The organism is Litoreibacter arenae DSM 19593 (assembly GCF_000442275.2).
In the GTDB taxonomy this organism is placed as follows: Bacteria; Pseudomonadota; Alphaproteobacteria; order Rhodobacterales; family Rhodobacteraceae; genus Litoreibacter; species Litoreibacter arenae.
Window position 1 is genome coordinate 290,637 of sequence record NZ_KE557310.1, and the last position, 21,216, is coordinate 311,852.

The window sequence follows — 21,216 nt, forward strand, 5'->3', positions numbered from 1 at the left end:
GCCTCGCCATGAACCAACCCGTGATCAATCTGTCACCCAAGGTCAGCGACGAGGTCCGCAAAACCACCTGTTATATGTGCGCCTGCCGCTGCGGCATCAACGTGCACATGAAGGCGGGCAAGGTCGCCTATATCGAGGGCAACCGCGACCACCCCGTGAACCAAGGCGTGCTGTGTGCCAAGGGCAGCGCTGGCATCATGCAGCACAACGCGCCGTCGCGCCTGAAAGCTCCGCTGAAACGCACCGGCCCGCGCGGCTCCGGCAAGTTCGAGGAGATCACTTGGGACGAAGCCTACGACATCGCCGTCGGCATCCTGAAACCGATCCGCGAGACCGCGCCTGAAAAGCTGGCCTTCTTCACCGGTCGCGACCAGTCGCAGAGCTTCACCTCGCTCTGGGCGCAGGGCTTCGGAACGCCGAACTACGCGGCCCATGGCGGCTTCTGCTCCGTCAACATGGCCGCCGCCGGCATCTACACCATGGGCGGCGCGTTCTGGGAATTCGGCCAGCCCGACTGGGACCGCACCAAGATGCTGATGATCTTCGGTGTGGCCGAGGATCACGACAGCAACCCGATCAAGATGGGCCTGGGCAAGATGAAAGGCCGTGGCGCGAAGGTCGTCGGCGTCAACCCCGTGCGCTCCGGCTACAACGCGATTGCCGACGAATGGGTCGGCATCACACCGGGCACCGACGGGCTGTTCATCCTCGCCATGGTTCACGAGCTGTTCAAGGCGGGCAAGCTGGATCTGGACTATCTGGCCCAGTTCACCAACGCTCCCGTGCTGGTCAATGGCGACGAGAAATCCGAGGATTTCGGCCTGCTGATGCGTGACAAAGACAACAAGCTGATGGTGATTGACCGCGCCACCGGCAAGCCTGCCGCCTATGACGCAAAGGGCGTGAAGCCCGACCTCGCAGGCAGTCTGCGCGAGGCGGGCGTCTCCCACCGCTCCGTCTTCCAGCACATGGCCGAGAAATATCTCGACCCGCAATACGCCCCCGAGGCCGTGGCGGAGCGCACGGGGATCAGCGCCGACCGCATCAAACGCCTTGCCGCCGAGCTCGCGGATGTGGCGTTCAACCAAGCTATCGAGATCGAACAGGACTGGACCGACTTCCGCGGCAACAAGCACACCAAGTTTATCGGCCGCCCCGTGTCCTTCCACGCCATGCGCGGGATCTCCGCCCATGCCAACGGCTTCCAGACCTGCCGCGCGTTGCACCTGTTGCAAATCATCCTTGGCAGCGTGGAGACCCCCGGCGGCATGCGCTTCAAGCCGCCCTACCCCAAGCCGCCGGAAGCGCACCCAAAACCGCATTGCGGCGTGAAACCCGGCCAGCCCCTCGACGGCCCGCATCTGGGTTTCACCCACGGGCCGGATGATCTGGCGCTCAGGGAGGACGGCTCTCCCGCCCGCATCGACAAGGCGTTCACTTGGGAAAACCCCATGTCGAGCCACGGCATGATGCATATGGTGATCTCCAACGCCCATGCGGGCGACCCCTACAAGATCGACACGCTGTTCATGTATATGGCCAACATGTCGTGGAATTCGTCGATGAACACGCGCGGCGTGATCGAGATGCTGACCGACCAAGACACGGACGGCAATTATGTGATCCCCAACATCATCTATTCCGACGCCTACAGCTCGGAAATGGTGGCCTATGCAGACCTGATCCTGCCCGACACCACCTATCTGGAACGCCACGACTGCATCTCGCTTCTGGACCGCCCGATCTGCGAGGCCGACGCCGTGGCCGATGCAATCCGCTGGCCTGTGGTGGAGCCTGACCGCGACGTCAAAGGCTTCCAGTCCGCGCTGTGTGATCTGGGCGGACGTCTTGGCTTGCCGGGTTTCGTCAACGAAGACGGCAGCCAGAAATACAAAGACTACGCCGACTATATCACCAACCACATCCGCCGCCCCGGCGTCGGTCCGCTGGCGGGCTTCCGGGGCAATGGCGACGACCATGGTCGCGGGGAGCCGAACCCGAACCAGCTTGACCGCTACATCGAAAACGGCGGTTTCTGGATGGAACACGTCCCCGAGGACGCGGCCTTCTTCAAGCCGTGGAACATGAACTATCAGGACTGGGCCGTTAAGAAGTCCTTCTTCGACGCGCCGCAGCCCTACTTGTTCAACCTCTATGTAGAGCCGATGCGCAAATTCCAGCTTGCCGCCGAAGGCCACGGCACCCGCCAACCGCCGGAGTATCTACGCGAGCGGATCAAGCAGACCATGGACCCGCTGCCGATCTGGTACTCCAACGAGGACGACAACCGCGCCGCCGAATACCCCATCACCGCGCTCACCCAACGCCCGATGGCGATGTATCACTCATGGGGGTCGCAAAACGCATGGCTGCGGCAAATTCACGGACACAACCCGCTCTATGTGTCGCAGAAAATCTGGGACGACAACGGCTTTGCCGAGGGCGACTGGGCACGCGTCACCTCCCCCCATGGCGAGATCGTGGTTCCGGTGGCGCTGCAAAAAGCGCTGAACGCGAACACCATCTGGACATGGAACGCCATCGGCAAACGCAAAGGCGCATGGGCCCTGGAAGAGGACGCGCCGGAGGCCACCAAAGGCTTCCTGCTCAACCACCTGATCCACGAGTTGCTGCCCCCCAAAGGCGACGGCCTCCGCTGGGCCAACTCCGACCCGATCACCGGCCAAGCCGCGTGGTTCGACCTGAAGGTCCGCGTCGAGAAGACCAAGGCACCGGCGGAAAGCCAGCCGGGGATCCCCGCGCAGGCCTCCCCGGTCGGCAAGGGCCCGTCGGAACTGGAATGGAAGGTGGGGAAATGAAGATCACCGCATATGCCGAAACTTGCCATACACATGGCAGACACTTTGCCGACGCATTGCAGACAGCCGGAAAGGGCCTGAAATGACCCAACTCCCGACCCACACCGAAAAGAAGCTGGGCCTTGTGATCGACCTCGACACCTGCGTCGGATGCCATGCTTGCGTGGTGTCGTGCAAAGGCTGGAACACGGAGAATTACGGCGCGCCTTTGTCGGACCAGAACCCCTACGGCGCGGACCCGTCCGGCACCTTCCTCAACCGCGTCCACAGCTATGAGGTGACACCCGACGAGGGGGCCGCGATGACGGTCCACTTCCCCAAATCCTGCCTGCATTGCGAGGACGCCCCCTGCGTCACCGTCTGCCCCACAGGGGCAAGCTACAAGCGCGTGGAAGACGGTATCGTACTGGTCAACGAGTCCGACTGCATCGGCTGCGGCCTGTGCGCATGGGCCTGCCCCTACGGCGCGCGGGAGATGGATCAGGCCGAAGGCGTGATGAAGAAATGCACGCTCTGCGTCGACCGCATCTACAACGAGAACCTGCCCGAAGAGGACCGTGAACCCGCCTGCGTGCGCACCTGCCCCGCCGGCGCACGGCACTTCGGTGACTTGGGCGATGCGGAGTCCGACGTCTCCAAGCTGGTGGCTGAACGTGGCGGCATGGACCTGATGCCGGAGCAAGGCACCAAGCCCGTCAACAAATACCTGCCGCCCCGCCCCAAGGACGAGCAGGTCGACATCCTCGCCCCGTTCCTTGAGCCCGTGGCACAAGAGGCCAAAGGCTTCCTAGGCTGGCTCGACAAAACGCTAGAAAGGATCGGCTGATGCATCCGGCCCCTTCCATTATCTTCTTCACCGTGTTCTCCGGGATCGGCTTTGGCCTGCTGGCCTTTCTGGGCCTTGGCATGCCGGACTACACAGGTTTCACCGCATTCATTTTCTTCCTGATCGCCTATGTGTTTGCCGTGGGCGGCTTGATTTCCTCGACGTTCCACCTCGGCAATCCGCAAAGGGCGCTCAAGGCGTTTACCCAGTGGAAAACCAGCTGGCTTTCGCGGGAAGGCTGCCTGTCCGTCGCAGCGCTCTCCGTCATGGGGCTCTATGCGATAGGCGTCGTGTTTCTCGACACACATTGGAAGCTGCTGGGCCTGCTGGGCGCGGCGCTGAGCCTTGCCACGGTGTTCGGCACCTCGATGATCTACACCCAGATCAAAACCGTCCCACGGTGGAGCCATTGGACCACGCCGGTGCTGTTCCTCCTCTACGCCATCGCAGGCGGTGCCTTCGTGGCGGGGCAGACCTCCATCGCCGCTCCGCTTTTGCTGGCTCTGGGCGCATTTCAATGCGTCACATGGTTCATCGGCGACAAACAGTTCGCGGCCTCTGACTCAACAATCGAAACCGCTACGGGGCTGGGCCATATGGGCAAGGTCCGCATGTTCGAAGCGCCACATAGCTCCAAGAACTATCTGATGGAGGAAATGGTCTATGTGGTCGGCCGCAAACACGTCCGCACATTGCGCATCACTGGCATCTTGTGCCTGTCGCTGCTGCCCTATGTGCTGCTGGTCGTACCACCGTTTCACCACCTGATCTCGTTCGTTGCGTTACTACTGCATATCGCCGGAGCGCTCATGACCCGCTGGCTGTTCTTCGCAGAGGCGGAGCATACCGTAGGCCTCTACTACGACCAGCGCTGAAAGAAGAAAGCCCCACCGAAAGGCGGGGCTTTTTCTTTCTGAGCGGATCGACTGGCGTCAGATATCGGCGCTGCGCACAGGTTTCTGGTCACCGCGTAAGTCCGCTAGGATCGTTTCCCCCGCAACGGCGGTCGTACCGACCGAAATCGCTGGCTGGATGCCTTCGGGCAGGTAGATGTCCAGCCGGCTGCCAAAGCGGATCAAACCGAAACGCTCGCCCGCGCCCAGCATGTCGCCAACGCTGACGAAACACACGATGCGCCGCGCGACCAAACCGGCAATTTGCACCACACCGATGCGGTGGCCTTCCTCGGATTCAATGGTCAGCCCATTGCGCTCGTTATGCTCACTCGCCTTGTCCAGCGAGGCGTTCACGAACTTGCCCTTATGGTATGCGATCTCCGTGACTTTGCCTTCAATGGGCGAACGATTCACGTGACAGTTGAACACGTTCATGAAGACCGACACGCGGAACACGGTGGTGGTGCCAAGCCCCAACTCCGGCGGCGGGGCGACTTCGGAGATCAAGGAAACCACGCCATCGGCGGGCGATAGCACCAATCCGTCGCGTTGCGGCACCGTGCGCACCGGGTCGCGGAAGAAGTAGTAGCACCAAACCGTGGCACCGGCGCCCAGCCAGAAAAGCGGCTCCCAGATGAGGCCAAGCAGCACAGTGATGCCCGCAAAAATGGCCACAAACTTGCGGCCCTCGGGGTGCATCGGCACCGCCACGATTTTCAGCATATTCATTTTCGGCTTCCTGTTCGTCACAAGTTTGGTGCGGTCAGTGACACCAAACCCGCCTCAGGGCAAGGGCGCTAGCCTAAGCGTTCCTTGCGCTCTCGCAGATAGGGCAGCGGCAATGTCACGAGATATAGCAGGTTGGCGAAGATGAACGTGTGCCATGGATAGACCATCAGGCAGATCACCAGGATGGCGCAGCCGACCGCGATCATCGGCAACAGGCTGCGGCTGACCGAGGCGTGCTTGATCGAGAAGGTCGGAATGGTGCTGATCGCCAAAAGTGCAATCCCGATCTCGTAGATTGCGATGATATGCGAGTGGACGCCGATATCGGTCCAGCCGACGAGGCTCAGGAATACCGGCATCAGGGCAAGTGACGCCAGCGCGGGCGCGGGAACGCCGACGAAATAGTCGCGCTGTCCGGCTTTGTGCGGCTCGGACAGGCCCACGTTGAAGCGCGCCAGCCGCAAAGCGCAGCAGATCGCCAGCACAAGGCAGCTAAGCCATCCCAAATTCTGGTATTCCGAGGCATGGTAGAACGCGTTGTAGATCAGCAGCCCGGGCGCGATGCCGAAGTTGAAGAAGTCGGCCAGCGTGTCCAGTTCAGCCCCGAACGGGCTGGTGGTGTCGAGGTAGCGCGCGATCTTGCCGTCGGCGGCGTCCAGAAAAACCGCCAGCATAATCAGGTAGAGTGCGGCGGAAATATTGCCCTCAATGCTCATCCGCAGCGAGGTCAGGCCCGCGCAAAGCGCAAAAACCGTGACGAGACTCGGCACGATATGGCGCAGCTTTATCCGCCGCTCCGGCGCGATGGCCGTGCTGCCTTTTTCGTCCTGTTCCACCTTGGAGTCTGCCAAATCCACCATCCTCAACGACCGTTGCTTACCGCAAGCCACCATAGTGTTTAGCATTGCGGAGCAACTTCGCCCAGAGCGGTTTTAGCTTACTCGAACCGTTCCTGATGCGCGACCTCGAAGCCCCAATCGTCCTTTTTGCCAAACTTCTGCAAGCGCCAGTCACACGCGCGGGCGTGGGCGTCCATGCCTTCGGTTCGTGACAGGCGTGAGGCGACAGACGACATCATAGGGTCGGCGTCGGTCGCGATTTCCTGCCATGTCAGGATTTTCAGGAACTTCATCACATTCAACCCGCCCGTATAACGCGCCGCCTGACGGGTCGGCAGGATGTGGTTGGTGCCGGAACATTTGTCGCCATGGGTCACTGTGGAGCCTTCACCGAGAAACAGAGAGCCGTAGTTGCGCAGCCGGTTTTTCCACCATTCGAGGTCTTCGGCCTGCACCTGCAAATGCTCGCAGGCGTAGCGGTCGGACACTTCGGCCATCTGTTCGCGGTCGTCGCAGATCACGATCTCGCCGTGGTTGGCCCACGCCTCTATCGCCACGCCGCCCGTCGGCCAGCCCTCGGCGATTTGGGGCAGAATGCGGTTCACCGTCTCAGCCAGCTCGGACGAGGTGGTGAACAGCCAAACGGGCGAGGTCGTGCCGTGCTCGGCCTGAGACAGCAGGTCGATGGCGACGGTCATCGGGTCGGCGGTGTGGTCCGCGATCACCGCGCTTTCGGTGGGGCCTGCGAACAGGTCGATACCCACGCCGCCAAAGAGTTGCAGCTTGGCTTCCGCCACAAAGGCGTTGCCGGGGCCGACCAGAATATCGGCAGGCTTCGCCCCGAACAGCCCCATCGCCATGGAGGCAACCGCCTGCACGCCGCCCATTTCCAAGATGAGGTCCGCGCCCGCAAGGCCCATCGCATAGGCCACGGCAGGGTCAATCGCATCGCCACGCGGCGGCGACGCGGCGACTACGAACGGAACGCCCGCAGCACGCGCCGTTGCGACGCTCATCAGAGCCGAGGCCACGTGGGCATAGCGCCCGCCCGGCACATAGCAGCCCGCGCAATCGACGGGAACGCAGCGCTGGCCAAGGGTCACCCCCGGCTCGGTGTCGATCTGGAAATCCGTCAGGCTCTCGCGCTGCGCCTTGGCAAATCGCTTGATCTGGGTGTGGGCGAACTGAATGTCCTCCTTCGCCTGATCGGACACCTGGGCGATCAGCTTCGCCTTCTTCTCGTCCGATAGCGCGAAATCCTGCGTCCAGCCATCCAGATCCTTGGCATAGCCGCGCACGGCATCTTCGCCATTCTCGCGGATATTGGCGAGCATATCTTCCACAATCGCACGTGTCTTGCGATCTGCGTCCAGTTTGTCGACTTGCGGTGACTTGAGGTGTTTCATTGGTACGGCCCCCTTATGCTTGGCATTCGGACTAGCCATGTTGCACCAATGCGGGCGGCGCAAACCATATTCGGAGACTCCGCGTCACTTTCAGGAATCCCGAAAACACGGTTCCATCTAATCGTTGTCTTGCAGCCCCGCACCCGCGCCGGAGCGGCGCGAGGCCTCTGTGGAAGGCACAAAGGTCTTGGCCGCCAAGTCTTGCAGTCGCGCCAATGGCACCAACGGCACAGGCTGGGGATCGCCCAGAGGCTTGAGACCTCGCACGGCTTTGGACACCATGACCGTCTTCGCGTCTGGTCGGTGGAACTCCGTCGTTATCCCGTAGACCCGCTCCGCCCGCAGCAACACCGGCCAGAGCAATTGCGGCCAGTCCAGATCGTGCAAGACAACCCGCGCAGCCCCGCACACCAGAGCGTCCACAAGCGCAGGCGCAGCCATCGCGATGCGCGCCTTGTCGATGACCATGTGCTCCGCCGTGCCCTCTGACAGCACAGGGACATGATCGGCTTCCAGCGCCGCAGTTCCGACGGCGAACAGCGTCGGGTCGCTCATCAGCAGGTCTGCCATGCCCGCGAAATCCTGCGCGTGGCCCAGAGGCAGCTTTGCGCCCAAACCCGCTTTCAATAACAACGCCTGCATTTCCGCGACCGAGCGGCGCTCGGCTGCGTAGTCCGGCCCGTCGTCAAGGAAGTCTTCGATCCAGCTCACGCGTTGAAAACCGGCATCCACCAGTCATCCGCATTGTCCAGTTCGTCATGCAACGGCGCGCCTTGGGCCAGCGTGATGCGGGTCCAGCGGTCGGATTTGGGGTCAAACTTTGCGGCCCCGAAAAAGGACAGCTTGCAGCGCAGCATATCAATCGGCTTGCAGCGTTCGCAGATCAGGTTGCTCCTGATTTCCGCGTAAGGGTGGGTTGCCAGAAGCTGCACCCGCCTCACGGCGCTGCGATGCTTGGGGGTGGCGCGCAGAAATTCGCCAAGCGGCCCCGTGGCCCCCTCAAGGTCAGCCGCCAGCGCCTGAATCTGCCGCGCAATATCCAGCGGGCTTTCCAACTCTCCCCCCTGCTCCTCGTATCTCAGGCCCAAACGGGGCTCCTGCTTTTCCTCGCTGACATACCAGAATTGGGCATCCTCGCGCGGGTCGTCAAAATCATAGCGCAACGCCCATCCGCACTCGCGCTGCATGGCGTCGCGCAAGTCGGCGACATCCATGCGCGGGTCCAGCGGAGCCAGAGGTCCGGCGCCCATGCAGTCCGTCAGTCCGTCGATCAAATGGCCGAAGGGCTCCAACACCAGCGAGACGACCAATTCCTGACATTCCACCGATAGAACCTGCGACACGCGGACCAGCTGGTCCAGCGGCTTGGGCTGGTCGAGCAGGTCGTTCAGTTGCGACGTCAGGTCTGCCCAATCCTGCCGCAAGCAGTCGATCCGTGCCTGCTGACGCTCGTCCGGCACGTTCCACTGACTCAGGTGTTTCGCGGCGCGGTCGGCCAAAGCCACCAGCCGCGCACGTTGCATTTCGTCCAACACCGGAACCGCCCGCACCCGCGCCAACGCGGTTTCACGGACCATCATCCAGTTGTTGAGCAATTCCGGATGCGACACCAAGAACGGTGCCATGCCCAAGCCGGTGGAGTTACCGATGCCCAGATGTCGCTTCAAAGCCCGGTCCAGTTCGCCCCCGCCGACATGCTCCGCCAGATCATGCGTGAAGCCGCGGATTAGCCAGACCGTCAGCATTTCAGCGGCGAACGGGCCTTCCAGACCGGGGCGTTCTGCTATCACATTGCGGTCCGCGATGCCGAACTTGCCGTTGCCATATACCGCCGTCGTGCGCATCAGGTAGCCGATATCACCAACCATTTCAGCGTCCGGCTGCCGTCCTTCGCGCAAGGCTCTGGTCACCTCATCGAACAGCCGCACGGACTTGTTGGCACGGCTCAGGACCAGATCACGCTCGCAAAAACGACCCGCTTCCTGCTTGGGCGCGTTGTCGCGCAAACGGTCGATTTCAGCCGCGTCAGGCACTCCGTCATAGAGCACGAAGGCCGAGTCCCACGCTTGCGCGATGACGCGATCCGTTCGGTCTGCGGGGTCCAGGCGGTTGGAAAACGCCACCAGCGAATAGACATGCCCGCCCAAAGTGAGCGAATAGACGGCGTGGCCGAAGCCGTCTGCGTCCATCTGCCAAACGGGTCGGGTCACGACCGCCTTGTCGGCACTCAGGCGGCGGGTGAGCGAGCGCAGGAAGCTGAGCCGGGACGGGAACATGGAGCCCATCCGCTCCAGCCGCATCACCTCGTCGGGACTGCGCAGTGGCTCCTGAGGGGGCAAAGCGATTGTCATGTCTCACCTCCGAAAGAGCTGTCGTAGAACCGGAGCCAGTTGCCGCCCATGATGCCGTCAACCTCCGGCTGGGAAAAGCCCGCCTTCAACAACCCTGTGCCGATATTCGGCATGTCGCGGTTGTCGGTGAACCAGTCCGGCTGCGTCGGGAACCCCGCCTGCGCGGCGGAACCTTCCCCGTAGTCCATTTGCTTGGACCACCGCCCGTTGCGCATCCATGTGACCACGCTGTCGGGCTGGTCCTGACACAGGTCCGAGCCGATCCCGAGATTGTCCGCCCCGTAACGCGACGCAGCTTCCGCGATCATGTCGCAAAAGCTGTCCAAGGTGCAGTCCGAGCCGTCTTTCAGGTGATGCGGGTACATCGAAAATCCCAGCATGCCGCCCGCGTCGGTCAGCGCGCAGAGCACCTCGTCGCTCTTGTTGCGCAGTGCGCTGTGCCACCATTTGGGGTTGGCATGGGTGATTGCGATGGGCCGACTGGAATGCTCGATCGCCTCAAGGGTGGAGCGGTCGCCGGAATGGCTCATGTCCACCACCATGCCCACACGGTTCATCTCATCTACCGCCTGCCGACCGAAGCGGGTCAATCCGGTGTCGTCGTCTTCGTAGCAGCCCGTCGCAAGCAGCGACTGGTTGTTGTAGGTCAGTTGCATGAAGCGGACGCCAAGCTGGTGCCAGACCTCGATCAGCCCGATATCATCCTCAATGGGCGAGGGGTTTTGGAAGCCGAAAAACACCGCCGTGCGGTTCGTCTCGATGGCCTTGCGCACGCAATCGCCGGATACTCCGCGCATGATCAGATCAGGATATTGCTCGAACCAGCGGTTCCATTGCGACACGTTCAGCACGGCCCCGCGAAAGCTCTCGTGATAGGCGATGGTGACGTGGATGGCGTCGACCCCGCCCTGCCGAAGCTGGCGAAAGGCGATTTCCGACCAGTTGACGTATTGCAGGTTGTCAATGACAGGGGATCTCATGGAGTCACCCTGCCACAAACCGGCACAAACGCAAGAAAAAGGGGCGCATGTGCGCCCCTTCCTGTATCGCGCCAGAGTTTCATCGAAACTCTGGACCCAAATTTCCCTCGGAAATTTGCCCCGCCTAGAAATCCACAGCCGTGTATTTGACGTCCAGATAGTCGGCGAGCCCTTGGCTGCCGCCTTCCTTGCCGAGACCACTTTCCTTCACGCCACCGAACGGTGCCTCGACCGTCGTGATCAGGCCGGAGTTGATGCCGATCATGCCGTATTGCAGCTTTTCGTTGAGCTTGAAGATGCGCCCCACATCGCGCGTATAGGCATAGGAGGCCAGCCCGAAATCGGTGTCGTTGGCCCAGGCTATCGCGTCATCCTCGTCCTTGAACCGGAAGACAGGGGCCAGCGGGCCGAATATCTCTTCCTTGGCGAACTTCATGTCCTGCGTCGCCTCGGTCACGATGGTCGGCTCGAAGAAACTTTGACCATTACCGTGTCGTCCGCCGCCAGTGACTACGTTGCCGCCTTTGGACTTGGCGTCGGAGATGAACTCCTCGACCTTTTCCACGGCATCCATGTCGATCAGTGGGCCTTGCTCGACCCCGTCCTCGCGGCCGTCGCCTACTTTCAGGTTCTCGACCGCCGTTTTCAGTTTGGCCACGAAGTCGTCATAGACGCCGTCCTGCACGTATATGCGGTTGGCGCAGACGCAGGTTTGCCCCGAATTTCGGAATTTCGAAACCATGCAGCCCTGCACCGCCGCGTCGATATCGGCGTCGTCGAACACCAGAAACGGCGCGTTGCCGCCCAGCTCCATCGAGACCTTCTTGACCGTGTCCGCCGACTGCCGGATCAGCTCCTTGCCGACCTCGGTGGAGCCGGTGAAGGTCACCTTGCGCACCCTTGGATCGTCCATGATCGCACCGCCGATCTTGCGGGCGGAGCCGGTGACAATGTTGACCGCGCCTTTCGGGTAGCCGACCTCTTCGGCCAACGCGCCCCATGCGAGGCCACTATAGGGCGTCGCGGTGGCAGGTTTGGCGACGACTGTGCAGCCGACAGCCAATGCGGGCGCGATCTTGCGGGCCAGCATGGAGGACGGGAAGTTCCAGGGCGTGATCATCCCCACCACCCCGACCGGATGGTTGGTCACAAGGAACCGGCGGCCATTCGTCGGCGCAGGCACGATTTCGCCTTTGGCGCGGCGGACCTCCTCGGCGAACCAGCGCACATATTGCGCGCCAATGCCGATCTCCCCCATCGATTCCGCCATGGGCTTGCCCATCTCGACCGTCAAAAGCTCGGCCAGCGTTTTCTGGTTGTCCATCAGGGCGTCGTGCAGCTTCCACAGCAGGCCCACGCGCTCCATCAGGCCCATACCCGCCAGCCCGTCAAATGCGGCAGAAGCCGCGTCGATGGCCCGGCGGGTCTCCGCATCGCCGCAGGCGGGAACTGTGCCGATCACCTCGCCCGTGGCGGGGTTGGTGACGTCGATGGTGTCACCACTATCCGCGCCGACCCATTCGCCGCCGATGAAGTTGGCTTCTTTCAGGTATTTCGTATAGCTCATATCGGGTTATTCCTTGTTGAACGAGAATTGTGTTTGTTGTCGGTAGGTCTCTCCCGGGCGCAGGACCGCGCTTGGGAAGCTGTCGTTGTTGATGGCGTCGGGCCAGACCTGAGGCTCCAGCGCCACGCCCGCACTTGCGCCGTAGCTACGGCCGCCAAGCCCCCTTGGCCCGACAGCCAGTTTGTAGCCATCATAGACCTGAAGCCCCGGCTCGGTCGAGCGCATCTGCATCTCCACACCCGACTTCAGCGACCGCAAATGGCCGATGCGGCGCAAGGGCTGGCGGGTGTCGGACAGGCAGAGGTTGTGGTCGATGAACACCTCGTCGCGGATCGGGCGCTCCGTGCGGAAATCGTAGCGGGTGCCGGTGACGTCCCGAGCCTCTCCGGTCGGAATGAAATCGGCATCCACCACCGTCATACGGTCGGCATCTACCTGCATCACATGATCTTCCGTCGTCGCGCCGCCGTCCAGGTTCCAGTAGCTGTGATGGGCAAAGTTGCAGAGGGTCGGTGCGTCCGTTTCGGCCTCCAGCCGGATATCGAACACGCCGCCTTCCAGACAGCTATAGGTGCAGCGGGCCGTCGTGTTGCCGGGATAGCCCATTTCGCCGTCGGCAAGGTCAATGCGTAACGTAAGGCTGTTGGCGGCGACGCTTTCCACGATCCAGTTTCGCTTGCCGACACCCTTGGAGCCACCGTGTGAATGATGCCGACCATTCAGGTTGAGGTCGAGTTGATGGGCCACCCCGTCAAGCTCGAACCGCCCCCCGCCGATGCGGTTCGCACACCGTCCAACGACCGCGCCGAAATAGGGGCTGTCGGTGAGGTAGGGCGCGAACTCCTCGAACCCCAAGACCAACGGCCCATCATGGCCCTCCAGCCGCAAATCCTGAACCACCGCGCCGTAGGACAGCACATGGGCCACCAGCCCCCCGCCTTCGATGCGGTGGCGCTGAACAGGGGAGCCGTCAGGCATTTCGCCAAATCGCACAGGTGTCGTCCTCTCATGTCTTGGGCCGGATGCCTCGCCAACAAACCCCACCCCGCGCCGACCCGCAAGATGCGATCACTCGCCCCCTTGGACATCGCCAGCAATATGCTAGTAACTGCCTGATGACCAACGATGTTACATATCCCGACTGGATCGCGGTCGACTGGGGCACCTCCAACCTGCGGGTCTGGGCCATGACCGACGCGGGCGAGGTTCTGGCAGAAAACGGCTCCGACCAAGGCATGTCAGGGCTTGAGCCGGACGAGTTCGAGGTTACGCTGCTCTCGCATATCGCGCTTTGGCTGAACGACACACCGACGCCCGTGGTCGCCTGCGGCATGGTCGGATCGCGTCAGGGATGGGCCGAGGCGCCGTATCGCGCAGTGCCATGTGCCCCGCTCGGCGCGGCGCAAGCGGTGCCGTGCCGCGACGCGCGTATTTCGCTGCACATCGTGCCGGGGCTGAAACAGGAACGCTCCGCCGATGTGATGCGCGGCGAGGAAACGCAGATCGCAGGCTTTCTTGTCGATCAACCCGATTTTGACGGCATCCTGTGCCTGCCCGGCACGCATACGAAATGGGCGCATATCAGCGCGGGCGAGGTCGTGTCCTTCCAGACCTTCATGACCGGCGAGCTTTTCGACCTGCTCAGCCGCGAATCCGTGCTGCGCCATTCCATTGGGGATGGCGGCGGGCTGGATCAGGAAGCGTTCCAAGGCGCGATTGCCGACACGATCAGCCGTCCCGAGGCCGTCGCCACGCAACTTTTCAAAATTCGCGCTGTGGATTTATTGCACGGGGCCGATCCCGCCGTTTCCCGCGCCCGGTTGTCCGGCATCCTGCTGGGGCTGGAACTGGCGGCAGCGCGCCCCTACTGGCTGGGCCAACCTGTGGCGCTGGTCGGCTTGCCCGCCGTGAATGTGCTTTATGCCAAAGCAATGGCCGCCCAAGGGTTCGAGCCTGCGCAGCATGACGCGAAGAAGGCGACGCTCAACGGGCTGACTGCTGCCTACAAGGCGTTCATCGCGCAGGTCTGAGCACAAAAAAAACCCGCGGAGGCATCTCTGCATCCACGGGCTTATCTGGTGGCGTTACCTGGACTTGAACCAGGGACCTAACGATTATGAGTCGTTCGCTCTAACCAACTGAGCTATAACGCCGCTGGGCGGGGGATATGAAAACGCGAGGGCGGGGTCAAGCGCGAATCTGAGGTTTGGGGCTTGCCATTGTGGCCTTTGCAGAGGAACTTCGCCGCAAAGATGGAGACCCCCATGACCCTGCTGACCCAATTGCGCGACATCGTGGGTGATGCCCACGTGCTCACAGATGCCGACACCGCCAAATATGACCATGACTGGACGGGCAACTACAAAGCCACACCTATTGCTGTGGTCCGGCCCGCCTCGACCGACGAGGTCAGCGCCGTGGTGAAAGCCTGTGCCGCCAGTAAAACCGCGATTGTACCGGTCTCCGGCAACACCTCGCTTGCGGGTGGCACCTACGGCAAGGACGCGGTGATGATCTCGATGGAGCGGATGAACGATATCCGCGAGATCCGTCCCGACGCGCGGATAGCCATTGTCGGGGCTGGCGCCGTGCTGTCGTCAATCCACGAGGCCGCCGACGCGCATGATCTGGTGTTTCCGCTCACCTTCGGGGCGAAAGGCTCGGCCATGATCGGCGGGGCGCTCAGCACCAATGCGGGCGGCTCCAACGTGGTGCGCTACGGCTCTACCCGTGGCTTGTGCCTGGGACTGGAGGTCGTGTTGCCGGACGGCCAGATCATGAACCTGATGAGCGAGTTGCATAAAGACAATTCCGGCTACGACCTGAAAGACCTGATGATCGGGGCGGAAGGGACGCTGGGGCTTATTACCTCTGCCGTTGTGAAGCTTTTCCCGAAGCCCCGCGCCTATGCGACTGCCATGGTCGCGGTGCCGTCCTTGCCGGACGCGCTGACATTGTTGAACGATTTGCAGGCAGCGACTGGCGGCTTGGTGGAAGCCTTCGAATACATGGACGCGGTCTATATCGAGGACCACCTGACCATGTTCCCGAAAGCCCGCGCGCCCTTCGAGAAGCGCCATGACATCAACATCATGGTCGAGGTCGGCGCGACAGCGCCAGTCCTGACGGACCCACTCTCCGATGGCACGGTCCCGCTCGTGACGTTGCTGGAAAACACGCTGGCAGAGATGATGGAGGACGGGCGTGTCGTTGACGCGGTCGTGGCACAAAACGACTCCCAACGCCGCGAGATGTGGGAGCGGCGGGAAGCGGCGGGCGAGGTCATGCTGATCCGCCAGCCGATGATCAACAACGACATCTGCGTGCCGGTGGACAAGGTCGCGACCTTTTTCGAACTTATCGACGCGCGGCTGGCGAAACTCGATCCCAAAGCGATCCATACCTCCGTCAGCCACCTTGGCGACGGAAATATCCACTTTCTGCTGTTCCCCACGAAAGGCGACGCTGCGCATATTGATATTCTGACCGAGGCGGTCGAGGATGTGGTGCTATCCTTGGGCGGCAGCTTTTCCGCCGAGCACGGTATCGGCCTGACCAAGAAGCCGTCGATGGCGCGGCGCAAGGACAAGGTGGCGCTGGCGGTGATGCGTGCGGTGAAAGCGGCGATTGATCCAGATAACATCATGAACCCCGGCAAGGTGTTGCCGCAGACGAATTAGGCGAGGTCCGAGACCAAGCCCTGTAATCCACCCAGATCTTCCAGCACCCGAAACCTGGGGTGATCCACGGGGGCGTCGGCCTTCTCGACCTCCCACTCGAATGTGGACGGCACATGCACGCCCCAGCCGCCTGCCTCGATGGCGGGCACCACGTCGGACTTCATCGAATTGCCCACCATTATCGCGCGGTCCGGCCCGTGGCCATGGCGCATGAAGGCGCGGATGTAGGTTTCAGGCGTCTTGTCAGCGACGATTTCCACCGCGTCGAACATCTCGCCCAAGCCGGACTGCGCCAGCTTGCGCTCCTGATCCAGCAGGTCGCCCTTGGTAATCAACACCAGTCGGAAATTGCGGCCCAAGGCTTCCACAGCGTCTTGCGCATGGGGAAGCAGGTGGATCGGATGGCGCAACATCTCTTGTCCCGCCTCGATGATCTGCTGGATCACGTCCACCGGCACTTGTCTATCCGTGACCTCAATCGCGGTTTCGATCATCGACAACATGAAGCCTTTGATGCCGAAACCGTATTGGCCAAGGTTCTTACGCTCCGACTGCAACAGGCGCTCTGCCAGATGGTCGGTATCGGCGTAATCCTTCAGCAGATCGTAAAACAGGTCTTGGGTCAGGCGGAAAAACTGTTCATTCTGCCACAGCGTATCATCGGCATCGAAACCGATTGTCGTGATCTTTTGACTCATGTGACGTGATGCCCCCCTTTTCTGGACTCGTAGCACGCTTATATAGTAGGCCTCGCCAACCGAAAGCCTGCTGCCGCAAGGAATGCCGACTGTGACCCCGTTCGAGATCATCATGTCCGACAATAATGACGACCCGGAGGGCGACACCTCCGTCGTGACAAAAACCAAGTCAAAGACCAAGCGCCCGCCTCTTTATAAGGTGCTTCTGCTCAATGACGACTACACGCCAATGGAATTCGTCGTGCTGGTGCTGGAGCGGTTCTTCGGCCTCAACCATGCCCAATCGGTCGAGATCATGCTGACGGTGCACAAGAAAGGCCTCGCTGTCGTCGGCGTGTTCGCGTTCGAGATTGCGGAGACCAAGGTCGCGCAAGTGATGGACTTCGCCCGCCGCAACCAGCATCCGCTGCAATGCACCATGGAGAAAGAGTAGGCCCCGCGCCTACCCCCCGCTATGACAGACACCCGTTTTTCCCTGGCGCTGGAGCAAGGCCTGCTTGCCCTGCCCGACGGAGACATTGCCGTGCTCAACGCCGCTGGCGACATGGACCTGAGCTTTGCCGCGCCGGAACGTATGCACCTGAGCCAGAGCTTCTATCCCGACCACACAGCCCTGACCTCGCGCGGGTTTTCGGTGTCGGTGAAGCCTGCGCAACCCGCTGCTGCCAGCCTCGTGCTGTGCCACCGATCCAAACCGGCGACATTCGATCTGATCGCCCGCGCGGCCGAATTGACCGCGGCGGGTGGCATCGTCGCCGTTGAAGGCGCGAAAACCGATGGCGTGGAATCGGTGCTGAAAGCTGTGCGTGCGCGGTTTGACGGCGTGGAGGTCTACTCCAAAGCCCATGGCAAGCTGTTCTGGTTCCCCCGACCCGACACCCTGCCCGACCTGTTCGACTGGCAGGCCAAGCCCATCACCATCGATGGCGGTTTCACCACCTATCCCGGCGTGTTCTCGTCCGATGGCATCGACAAAGGCTCCGCCCTGCTGGCGCAGCACCTGCCGGATTTCAAGGGCCCCGTAGCCGATCTTGGCGCGGGCTGGGGGTATCTGGCACGCAAGATTCTAAGCTCCGAAGGCGTCACCACCCTCGATCTGATCGAGGCAGACCACCACGCGCTGGAAGCCGCCAAGCTGAACATCTCGGACGCACGCGCAGCATTCCATTGGGGCGACGTGACTTATCACACCGGTAAGAACTACGCCGCGGTGGTGTCGAACCCGCCCTTCCATCTGGGCCGCAAACCCGCGCCGGAGCTTGGCCAGATGTTTATCCGCCGCGCCGCGGACATGCTGATGCCAAAAGGTCAATTCTGGATGGTTGCAAACCGCAACCTGCCCTACGAGCAGACTCTGAACGAGCGGTTCGGACAGGTCGACACCATTGCTCAGACCGCAGGTTTCAAGGTGATCTGCGCCCGTCGCCCTCTCAGCCTGTCACAAGCCGCACGCACCAAACGCTAACCCAACCGGAGGCATTTTCATGTCGTTTTCCATTGCAGGCAAAACCGCCATTATCACCGGCGCCGCAAACGGGGTGGGCCTTGCCATCGCCCGCAAGTTCATCGACGAAGGCGCCAACGTCATGCTGGCCGACCGTGACGAGGAGCATCTGCGCGCCGAAATGGGCGATGCCGCAACCGACGACGGCCCCGTGCGCATCTTTTCCTGCGACCTGCGTGAAAAGCTCAGTCAGGCCAACCTGCTATCCGCCACCATCGACGCGTTTGACCGCGTGGACATCCTGATAAACGCCTCGCGTCAGGTCATGCCGACAGACCCTATGGATGATGAGGATGACTCGGTCGAGCAGCTGTTGCAGCAAAACCTGATGTCCGGTCTGCGCCTGAGCCAGCTGATCGCCAAACGCATGATCAAGCAATCCGAAGGCGCCGAGGAGGGCGAGGTCGCGGGCTCCATCGTCAACCTGTCGTCAATCGCCGCACGCCGCTCGCGGCCCGGGCTCATGGGCTATTCGATCTCCTGCGCAGCGCTTGACCAAATGACCCGCACCATGGCCATCGCACTGGCCCCTCACCGAATCCGCGTGAACGCGGTCGCCTTCGGCTCGGTGATGAGCGCCAGTCTGAAGACGTCACTCAAGGAGACGGAAGACCTGCGCGACGACATTATCGAACACACACCCCTAGGACGCATCGCCCCCGCCACAGAGGTGGCAGACGCAGTGCAATTCCTCTGCTCCCCCGGTGCCAGCTTCATCACCGGCGAGATCATGACCGTCGACGGCGGCCGCGCCCTGCTCGACCCCGTCGGTACCACTGCGCACTGACCCACGACTTCTTTTTTCCGAAAATACCTCGGGGGTCGCTCTTGTCGCGCCATTGGTCCGAGTGACAATGGCGACGGCAGAGCCCCAACAAAACATCGCGTGCGCCGTAGGCGCTCAATCAGGTCAAAGCGTGATACGGAAGCGCGCAAACCCGTCTGGTCCATCCCCCGCAGGCTCGATCTCCACGCTGGTCACGTCACCGAGATACTTGCTCGCCGCAGGCCCGGTATCGAACAGCACCGACGCACCGTCCAAGGGCGCAAATGTCCAGTTGGCATCCGCGCGGGGGCTGACGGTCCCTTGCTCCACGATATAGCGCACGATCACGTCGCGGTTGGTGTCCGGCCCCTCGAACACAATCGTGTCGCCCGTGCCGGGGAAGTCGCCGCCGCCGGACGCGCGGTAGTTGTTCGTGGCAATGATGAACTCTTGTTCGGGATCAATCGGCGCGCCCTCATATGTCAGGTTCACGATGCGGTTCGCGTCGGGGTTCAGCGGCTCCCCCTTCGCTGTGAACTTCGACGGCTGCGACAGGTCGATTTGGTATTCTACCCCGTCGATCACATCGAAATTGTAGCTTGGGAACTCCGGGTTCAGCAGCACCTGATCCGGCTGCCCCGGCTCCACCTGATTGAACATCCCCGCAGAGCGTTCCAGCCAGTCCTTTACCTGAGCGCCAGTCACCCGCACAGCGCGGATCGTGTTGGGATACAGATACAGATCCGCCACGTTCTTGATCGCCACATCCCCCACCGGCACGTCGGTGAAATACTCAGGCCCGCCACGACCACCTGCCTTGAACGGTGCCGCTGCCGACAGGATCGGCAGGCCCTCGTGCTCGGTCCCTGTCAGCTGATCTTCAATATACCAAACCTGCGCGTTCGATACGATCTGCACCGACGGGTCATCCGCGACCAAGGCAAAGTAGCTGTGCAACGCGGCGTCGGTCTTGCCCACCGCACGGCGCACATAGGCCAGCGTTTCCTCGTGCTCCTTTGCGACGGAGGCCAGCACCGCCTCGTCGCTTTCGACCAGCGCGGTAACTGATCGGTCCTCGTTGCGCTGCGAGATAGGCCGCGCCTCGGACATGTGAGAGACGATCTTCCACTCGTTGCCCGACCGCTCCAGCATCAGGTCGATCACCCCAAGGTGCGACCCCCAGAAGCCGCCCATCGTGGCGGGTTTGCCGTGTAGCGTGCCTTTCTCGGCATCAACGCCTGCAAACTCCTCGTATTTCGGCCCCGGGAAAACCAGGTGGCTATGCCCCGTCATGATCGCGTCGATCCCGTCGACCATCGCCAGCGGCACGGATGCGTTCTCCATCCCGTCCGAATGATCCGCCGATCCGATACCGGAGTGGCTGAGTGCGATGATAATATCGGCTCCCTGCTCCTTCATCATCGGCACATAGGCCTTGGCGGTATCGACAATGTCGCGCGCCTGCACGTTGCCTTCCAGATGTTTGCGGTCCCAGTTCATCACCTGCGGCGGCACGAAACCGATGAAGCCGACCTTGATCGGGTGACTGTTGCCCTCACCATCCGTCACAGTCCTGTCCAGAATGACAAAAGGCGGCAGCAGGGTTTTGTCCTTGGTCGGGTCCGCCCCCATTTCCTTGACGATGTTCGCCGACACCACGGGGAAGTCTGCGCCTGCCAGCGCTTTCGTCAGGAACTCCAGCCCGTAGTTGAATTCATGGTTGCCCAAGGTCGACGCGTCGAACCCGACCGTGTTCATCGCCTGAATGACCGGGTGCATGTCGCCGTCCTTCATCCCGCGCTCATAGGCGATGTAGTCGCCCATGGGGTTGCCCTGGAGGAAGTCGCCATTGTCGATCAGCATGGAATTCGTCGCCTCCGCTCGGATATCCCCGATGATCGAGGCGGTGCGGGCCAGACCCACTGTGTCGATAGGTTTGTCGGCGTAGTAGTCGTAGGGATAGACATGTACATGCAGGTCGGTCGTCTCCATGATCCGCAAATGCGCCTGATTGGCAGCAGCACGGGCCGAGAACGGATGCACGGCGATCAGCGCGGCGGTCCCCATCAGAAAATGGCGGCGGTCGAGTGTCAGCTTGGTCATGTGAATTCCCCCTATGTGATGGCTTGATTTGGCAACGGATTGCCTGAGTCTC

18 protein-coding genes and 1 tRNA gene are annotated in these 21,216 nt (G+C 61.8%); 8 read left to right on the forward strand and 11 right to left on the reverse strand.

The window, feature by feature from the left end; all coding sequences use genetic code 11:
* Positions 1-8: 8 nt before the first annotated feature.
* From THALAR_RS09120 to THALAR_RS09130, 3 genes are all read left to right on the forward strand, one after another.
* Positions 9-2,819, forward strand: coding sequence for a molybdopterin oxidoreductase family protein (locus THALAR_RS09120; RefSeq protein WP_021101247.1), 2,811 nt, complete (start codon positions 9-11; stop codon positions 2,817-2,819).
* A gap of 82 nt (positions 2,820-2,901) precedes the next feature.
* A complete protein-coding gene (locus THALAR_RS09125) occupies positions 2,902-3,645 on the forward strand; it encodes a 4Fe-4S dicluster domain-containing protein (protein WP_021101248.1) in 744 nt (247 codons plus the stop codon).
* A complete protein-coding gene (locus tag THALAR_RS09130; protein WP_021101249.1) occupies positions 3,645-4,520 on the forward strand; it encodes a dimethyl sulfoxide reductase anchor subunit family protein in 876 nt (291 codons plus the stop codon). Before THALAR_RS09125 ends, THALAR_RS09130 begins: the two co-directional genes overlap by 1 nt.
* A 57-nt stretch (positions 4,521-4,577) precedes the next feature.
* On the opposite strand, the gene THALAR_RS09135 is transcribed toward THALAR_RS09130, so the two are convergent.
* The 8 genes from THALAR_RS09135 to THALAR_RS09170 all read right to left on the reverse strand — a co-directional run bounded on the left by THALAR_RS09135 (position 4,578) and on the right by THALAR_RS09170 (position 13,406).
* The gene (locus THALAR_RS09135) at positions 4,578-5,291 is read right to left on the reverse strand and encodes a phosphatidylserine decarboxylase (RefSeq protein ID WP_281177789.1); all 714 of its coding nucleotides are present in this window, start codon (positions 5,289-5,291) and stop codon (positions 4,578-4,580) included.
* A 47-nt stretch (positions 5,292-5,338) separates the two neighbouring features.
* A complete protein-coding gene (locus THALAR_RS09140; protein ID WP_169788528.1) occupies positions 5,339-6,121 on the reverse strand; it encodes a CDP-alcohol phosphatidyltransferase family protein in 783 nt (260 codons plus the stop codon).
* 86 nt (positions 6,122-6,207) lie between these two features.
* Complete coding sequence (gene hisD, locus THALAR_RS09145) at positions 6,208-7,515, reverse strand: histidinol dehydrogenase (RefSeq protein ID WP_021101252.1); 1,308 nt, start codon at positions 7,513-7,515, stop codon at positions 6,208-6,210.
* A 117-nt stretch (positions 7,516-7,632) separates the two neighbouring features.
* Positions 7,633-8,226: a hypothetical protein gene (locus THALAR_RS09150; protein WP_021101253.1), complete on the reverse strand. Its 594-nt coding sequence runs from the start codon at positions 8,224-8,226 to the stop codon at positions 7,633-7,635.
* Positions 8,223-9,866 (reverse strand): hypothetical protein, encoded by a 1,644-nt coding sequence (locus THALAR_RS09155; protein ID WP_021101254.1) that lies wholly within the window; start codon positions 9,864-9,866, stop codon positions 8,223-8,225. Before THALAR_RS09155 ends, THALAR_RS09150 begins: the two co-directional genes overlap by 4 nt.
* Positions 9,863-10,846 (reverse strand): membrane dipeptidase, encoded by a 984-nt coding sequence (locus tag THALAR_RS09160; RefSeq protein ID WP_021101255.1) that lies wholly within the window; start codon positions 10,844-10,846, stop codon positions 9,863-9,865. Before THALAR_RS09160 ends, THALAR_RS09155 begins: the two co-directional genes overlap by 4 nt.
* A gap of 124 nt (positions 10,847-10,970) precedes the next feature.
* The gene (locus THALAR_RS09165) at positions 10,971-12,413 is read right to left on the reverse strand and encodes an NAD-dependent succinate-semialdehyde dehydrogenase (protein WP_021101256.1); all 1,443 of its coding nucleotides are present in this window, start codon (positions 12,411-12,413) and stop codon (positions 10,971-10,973) included.
* Between the two features lie 6 nt (positions 12,414-12,419).
* On the reverse strand, positions 12,420-13,406 hold the full coding sequence (locus THALAR_RS09170; protein WP_021101257.1) for an aldose epimerase family protein: 987 nt from the start codon (positions 13,404-13,406) through the stop codon (positions 12,420-12,422).
* A 122-nt stretch (positions 13,407-13,528) separates the two neighbouring features.
* Between THALAR_RS09170 and THALAR_RS09175 the strand changes: the two genes are divergently transcribed.
* Complete coding sequence (locus THALAR_RS09175) at positions 13,529-14,443, forward strand: 2-dehydro-3-deoxygalactonokinase (RefSeq protein WP_021101258.1); 915 nt, start codon at positions 13,529-13,531, stop codon at positions 14,441-14,443.
* 46 nt (positions 14,444-14,489) lie between these two features.
* Here THALAR_RS09175 and THALAR_RS09180 read toward each other — a convergent pair.
* Positions 14,490-14,566, reverse strand: a tRNA-Met gene (locus tag THALAR_RS09180).
* Positions 14,567-14,677: 111 nt separating this feature from the next.
* Here THALAR_RS09180 and THALAR_RS09185 point away from each other — a divergent pair.
* Positions 14,678-16,093 (forward strand): FAD-binding oxidoreductase, encoded by a 1,416-nt coding sequence (locus THALAR_RS09185; RefSeq protein ID WP_021101259.1) that lies wholly within the window; start codon positions 14,678-14,680, stop codon positions 16,091-16,093.
* Here THALAR_RS09185 and THALAR_RS09190 read toward each other — a convergent pair.
* A complete protein-coding gene (locus THALAR_RS09190) occupies positions 16,090-16,791 on the reverse strand; it encodes an HAD family hydrolase (RefSeq protein WP_021101260.1) in 702 nt (233 codons plus the stop codon). The two genes, THALAR_RS09185 and THALAR_RS09190, sit on opposite strands and share 4 nt — an antisense overlap.
* A gap of 82 nt (positions 16,792-16,873) precedes the next feature.
* On the opposite strand from THALAR_RS09190, the gene clpS reads away from it, so the two are divergent.
* Genes clpS through THALAR_RS09205 form a run of 3 tightly spaced genes read left to right on the forward strand, consistent with a single transcriptional unit; the run spans position 16,874 to position 19,082 of the window.
* Entirely contained in the window at positions 16,874-17,224 is a 351-nt protein-coding gene (clpS, locus tag THALAR_RS09195; protein ID WP_169788529.1) for an ATP-dependent Clp protease adapter ClpS, read from the forward strand.
* A 21-nt stretch (positions 17,225-17,245) separates the two neighbouring features.
* Positions 17,246-18,256, forward strand: coding sequence for a class I SAM-dependent methyltransferase (locus THALAR_RS09200; RefSeq protein ID WP_021101262.1), 1,011 nt, complete (start codon positions 17,246-17,248; stop codon positions 18,254-18,256).
* Positions 18,257-18,275: 19 nt separating this feature from the next.
* Complete coding sequence (locus THALAR_RS09205; protein ID WP_021101263.1) at positions 18,276-19,082, forward strand: SDR family NAD(P)-dependent oxidoreductase; 807 nt, start codon at positions 18,276-18,278, stop codon at positions 19,080-19,082.
* A 123-nt stretch (positions 19,083-19,205) separates the two neighbouring features.
* Here THALAR_RS09205 and THALAR_RS09210 read toward each other — a convergent pair whose 3' ends face one another.
* Positions 19,206-21,164: a bifunctional 2',3'-cyclic-nucleotide 2'-phosphodiesterase/3'-nucleotidase gene (locus THALAR_RS09210; protein ID WP_021101264.1), complete on the reverse strand. Its 1,959-nt coding sequence runs from the start codon at positions 21,162-21,164 to the stop codon at positions 19,206-19,208.
* Between the last annotated feature and the right edge of the window lie 52 nt (positions 21,165-21,216).

Coding starts and splice junctions, on each gene's coding strand:
- THALAR_RS09160 (WP_021101255.1), bottom strand. CDS start 10,846: ATGAGATCCCCTGTCATTGACAACCTGCAATACGTCAACTGGTCGGAA.
- THALAR_RS09185 (WP_021101259.1), top strand. CDS start 14,678: ATGACCCTGCTGACCCAATTGCGCGACATCGTGGGTGATGCCCACGTG.
- clpS (WP_169788529.1), top strand. CDS start 16,874: ATGCCGACTGTGACCCCGTTCGAGATCATCATGTCCGACAATAATGAC.
- THALAR_RS09120 (WP_021101247.1), top strand. CDS start 9: ATGAACCAACCCGTGATCAATCTGTCACCCAAGGTCAGCGACGAGGTC.
- THALAR_RS09130 (WP_021101249.1), top strand. CDS start 3,645: ATGCATCCGGCCCCTTCCATTATCTTCTTCACCGTGTTCTCCGGGATC.
- THALAR_RS09125 (WP_021101248.1), top strand. CDS start 2,902: ATGACCCAACTCCCGACCCACACCGAAAAGAAGCTGGGCCTTGTGATC.
- THALAR_RS09190 (WP_021101260.1), bottom strand. CDS start 16,791: ATGAGTCAAAAGATCACGACAATCGGTTTCGATGCCGATGATACGCTG.
- THALAR_RS09200 (WP_021101262.1), top strand. CDS start 17,246: ATGACAGACACCCGTTTTTCCCTGGCGCTGGAGCAAGGCCTGCTTGCC.
- THALAR_RS09175 (WP_021101258.1), top strand. CDS start 13,529: ATGACCAACGATGTTACATATCCCGACTGGATCGCGGTCGACTGGGGC.
- THALAR_RS09210 (WP_021101264.1), bottom strand. CDS start 21,164: ATGACCAAGCTGACACTCGACCGCCGCCATTTTCTGATGGGGACCGCC.
- THALAR_RS09165 (WP_021101256.1), bottom strand. CDS start 12,413: ATGAGCTATACGAAATACCTGAAAGAAGCCAACTTCATCGGCGGCGAA.
- THALAR_RS09155 (WP_021101254.1), bottom strand. CDS start 9,866: ATGACAATCGCTTTGCCCCCTCAGGAGCCACTGCGCAGTCCCGACGAG.
- hisD (WP_021101252.1), bottom strand. CDS start 7,515: ATGAAACACCTCAAGTCACCGCAAGTCGACAAACTGGACGCAGATCGC.
- THALAR_RS09205 (WP_021101263.1), top strand. CDS start 18,276: ATGTCGTTTTCCATTGCAGGCAAAACCGCCATTATCACCGGCGCCGCA.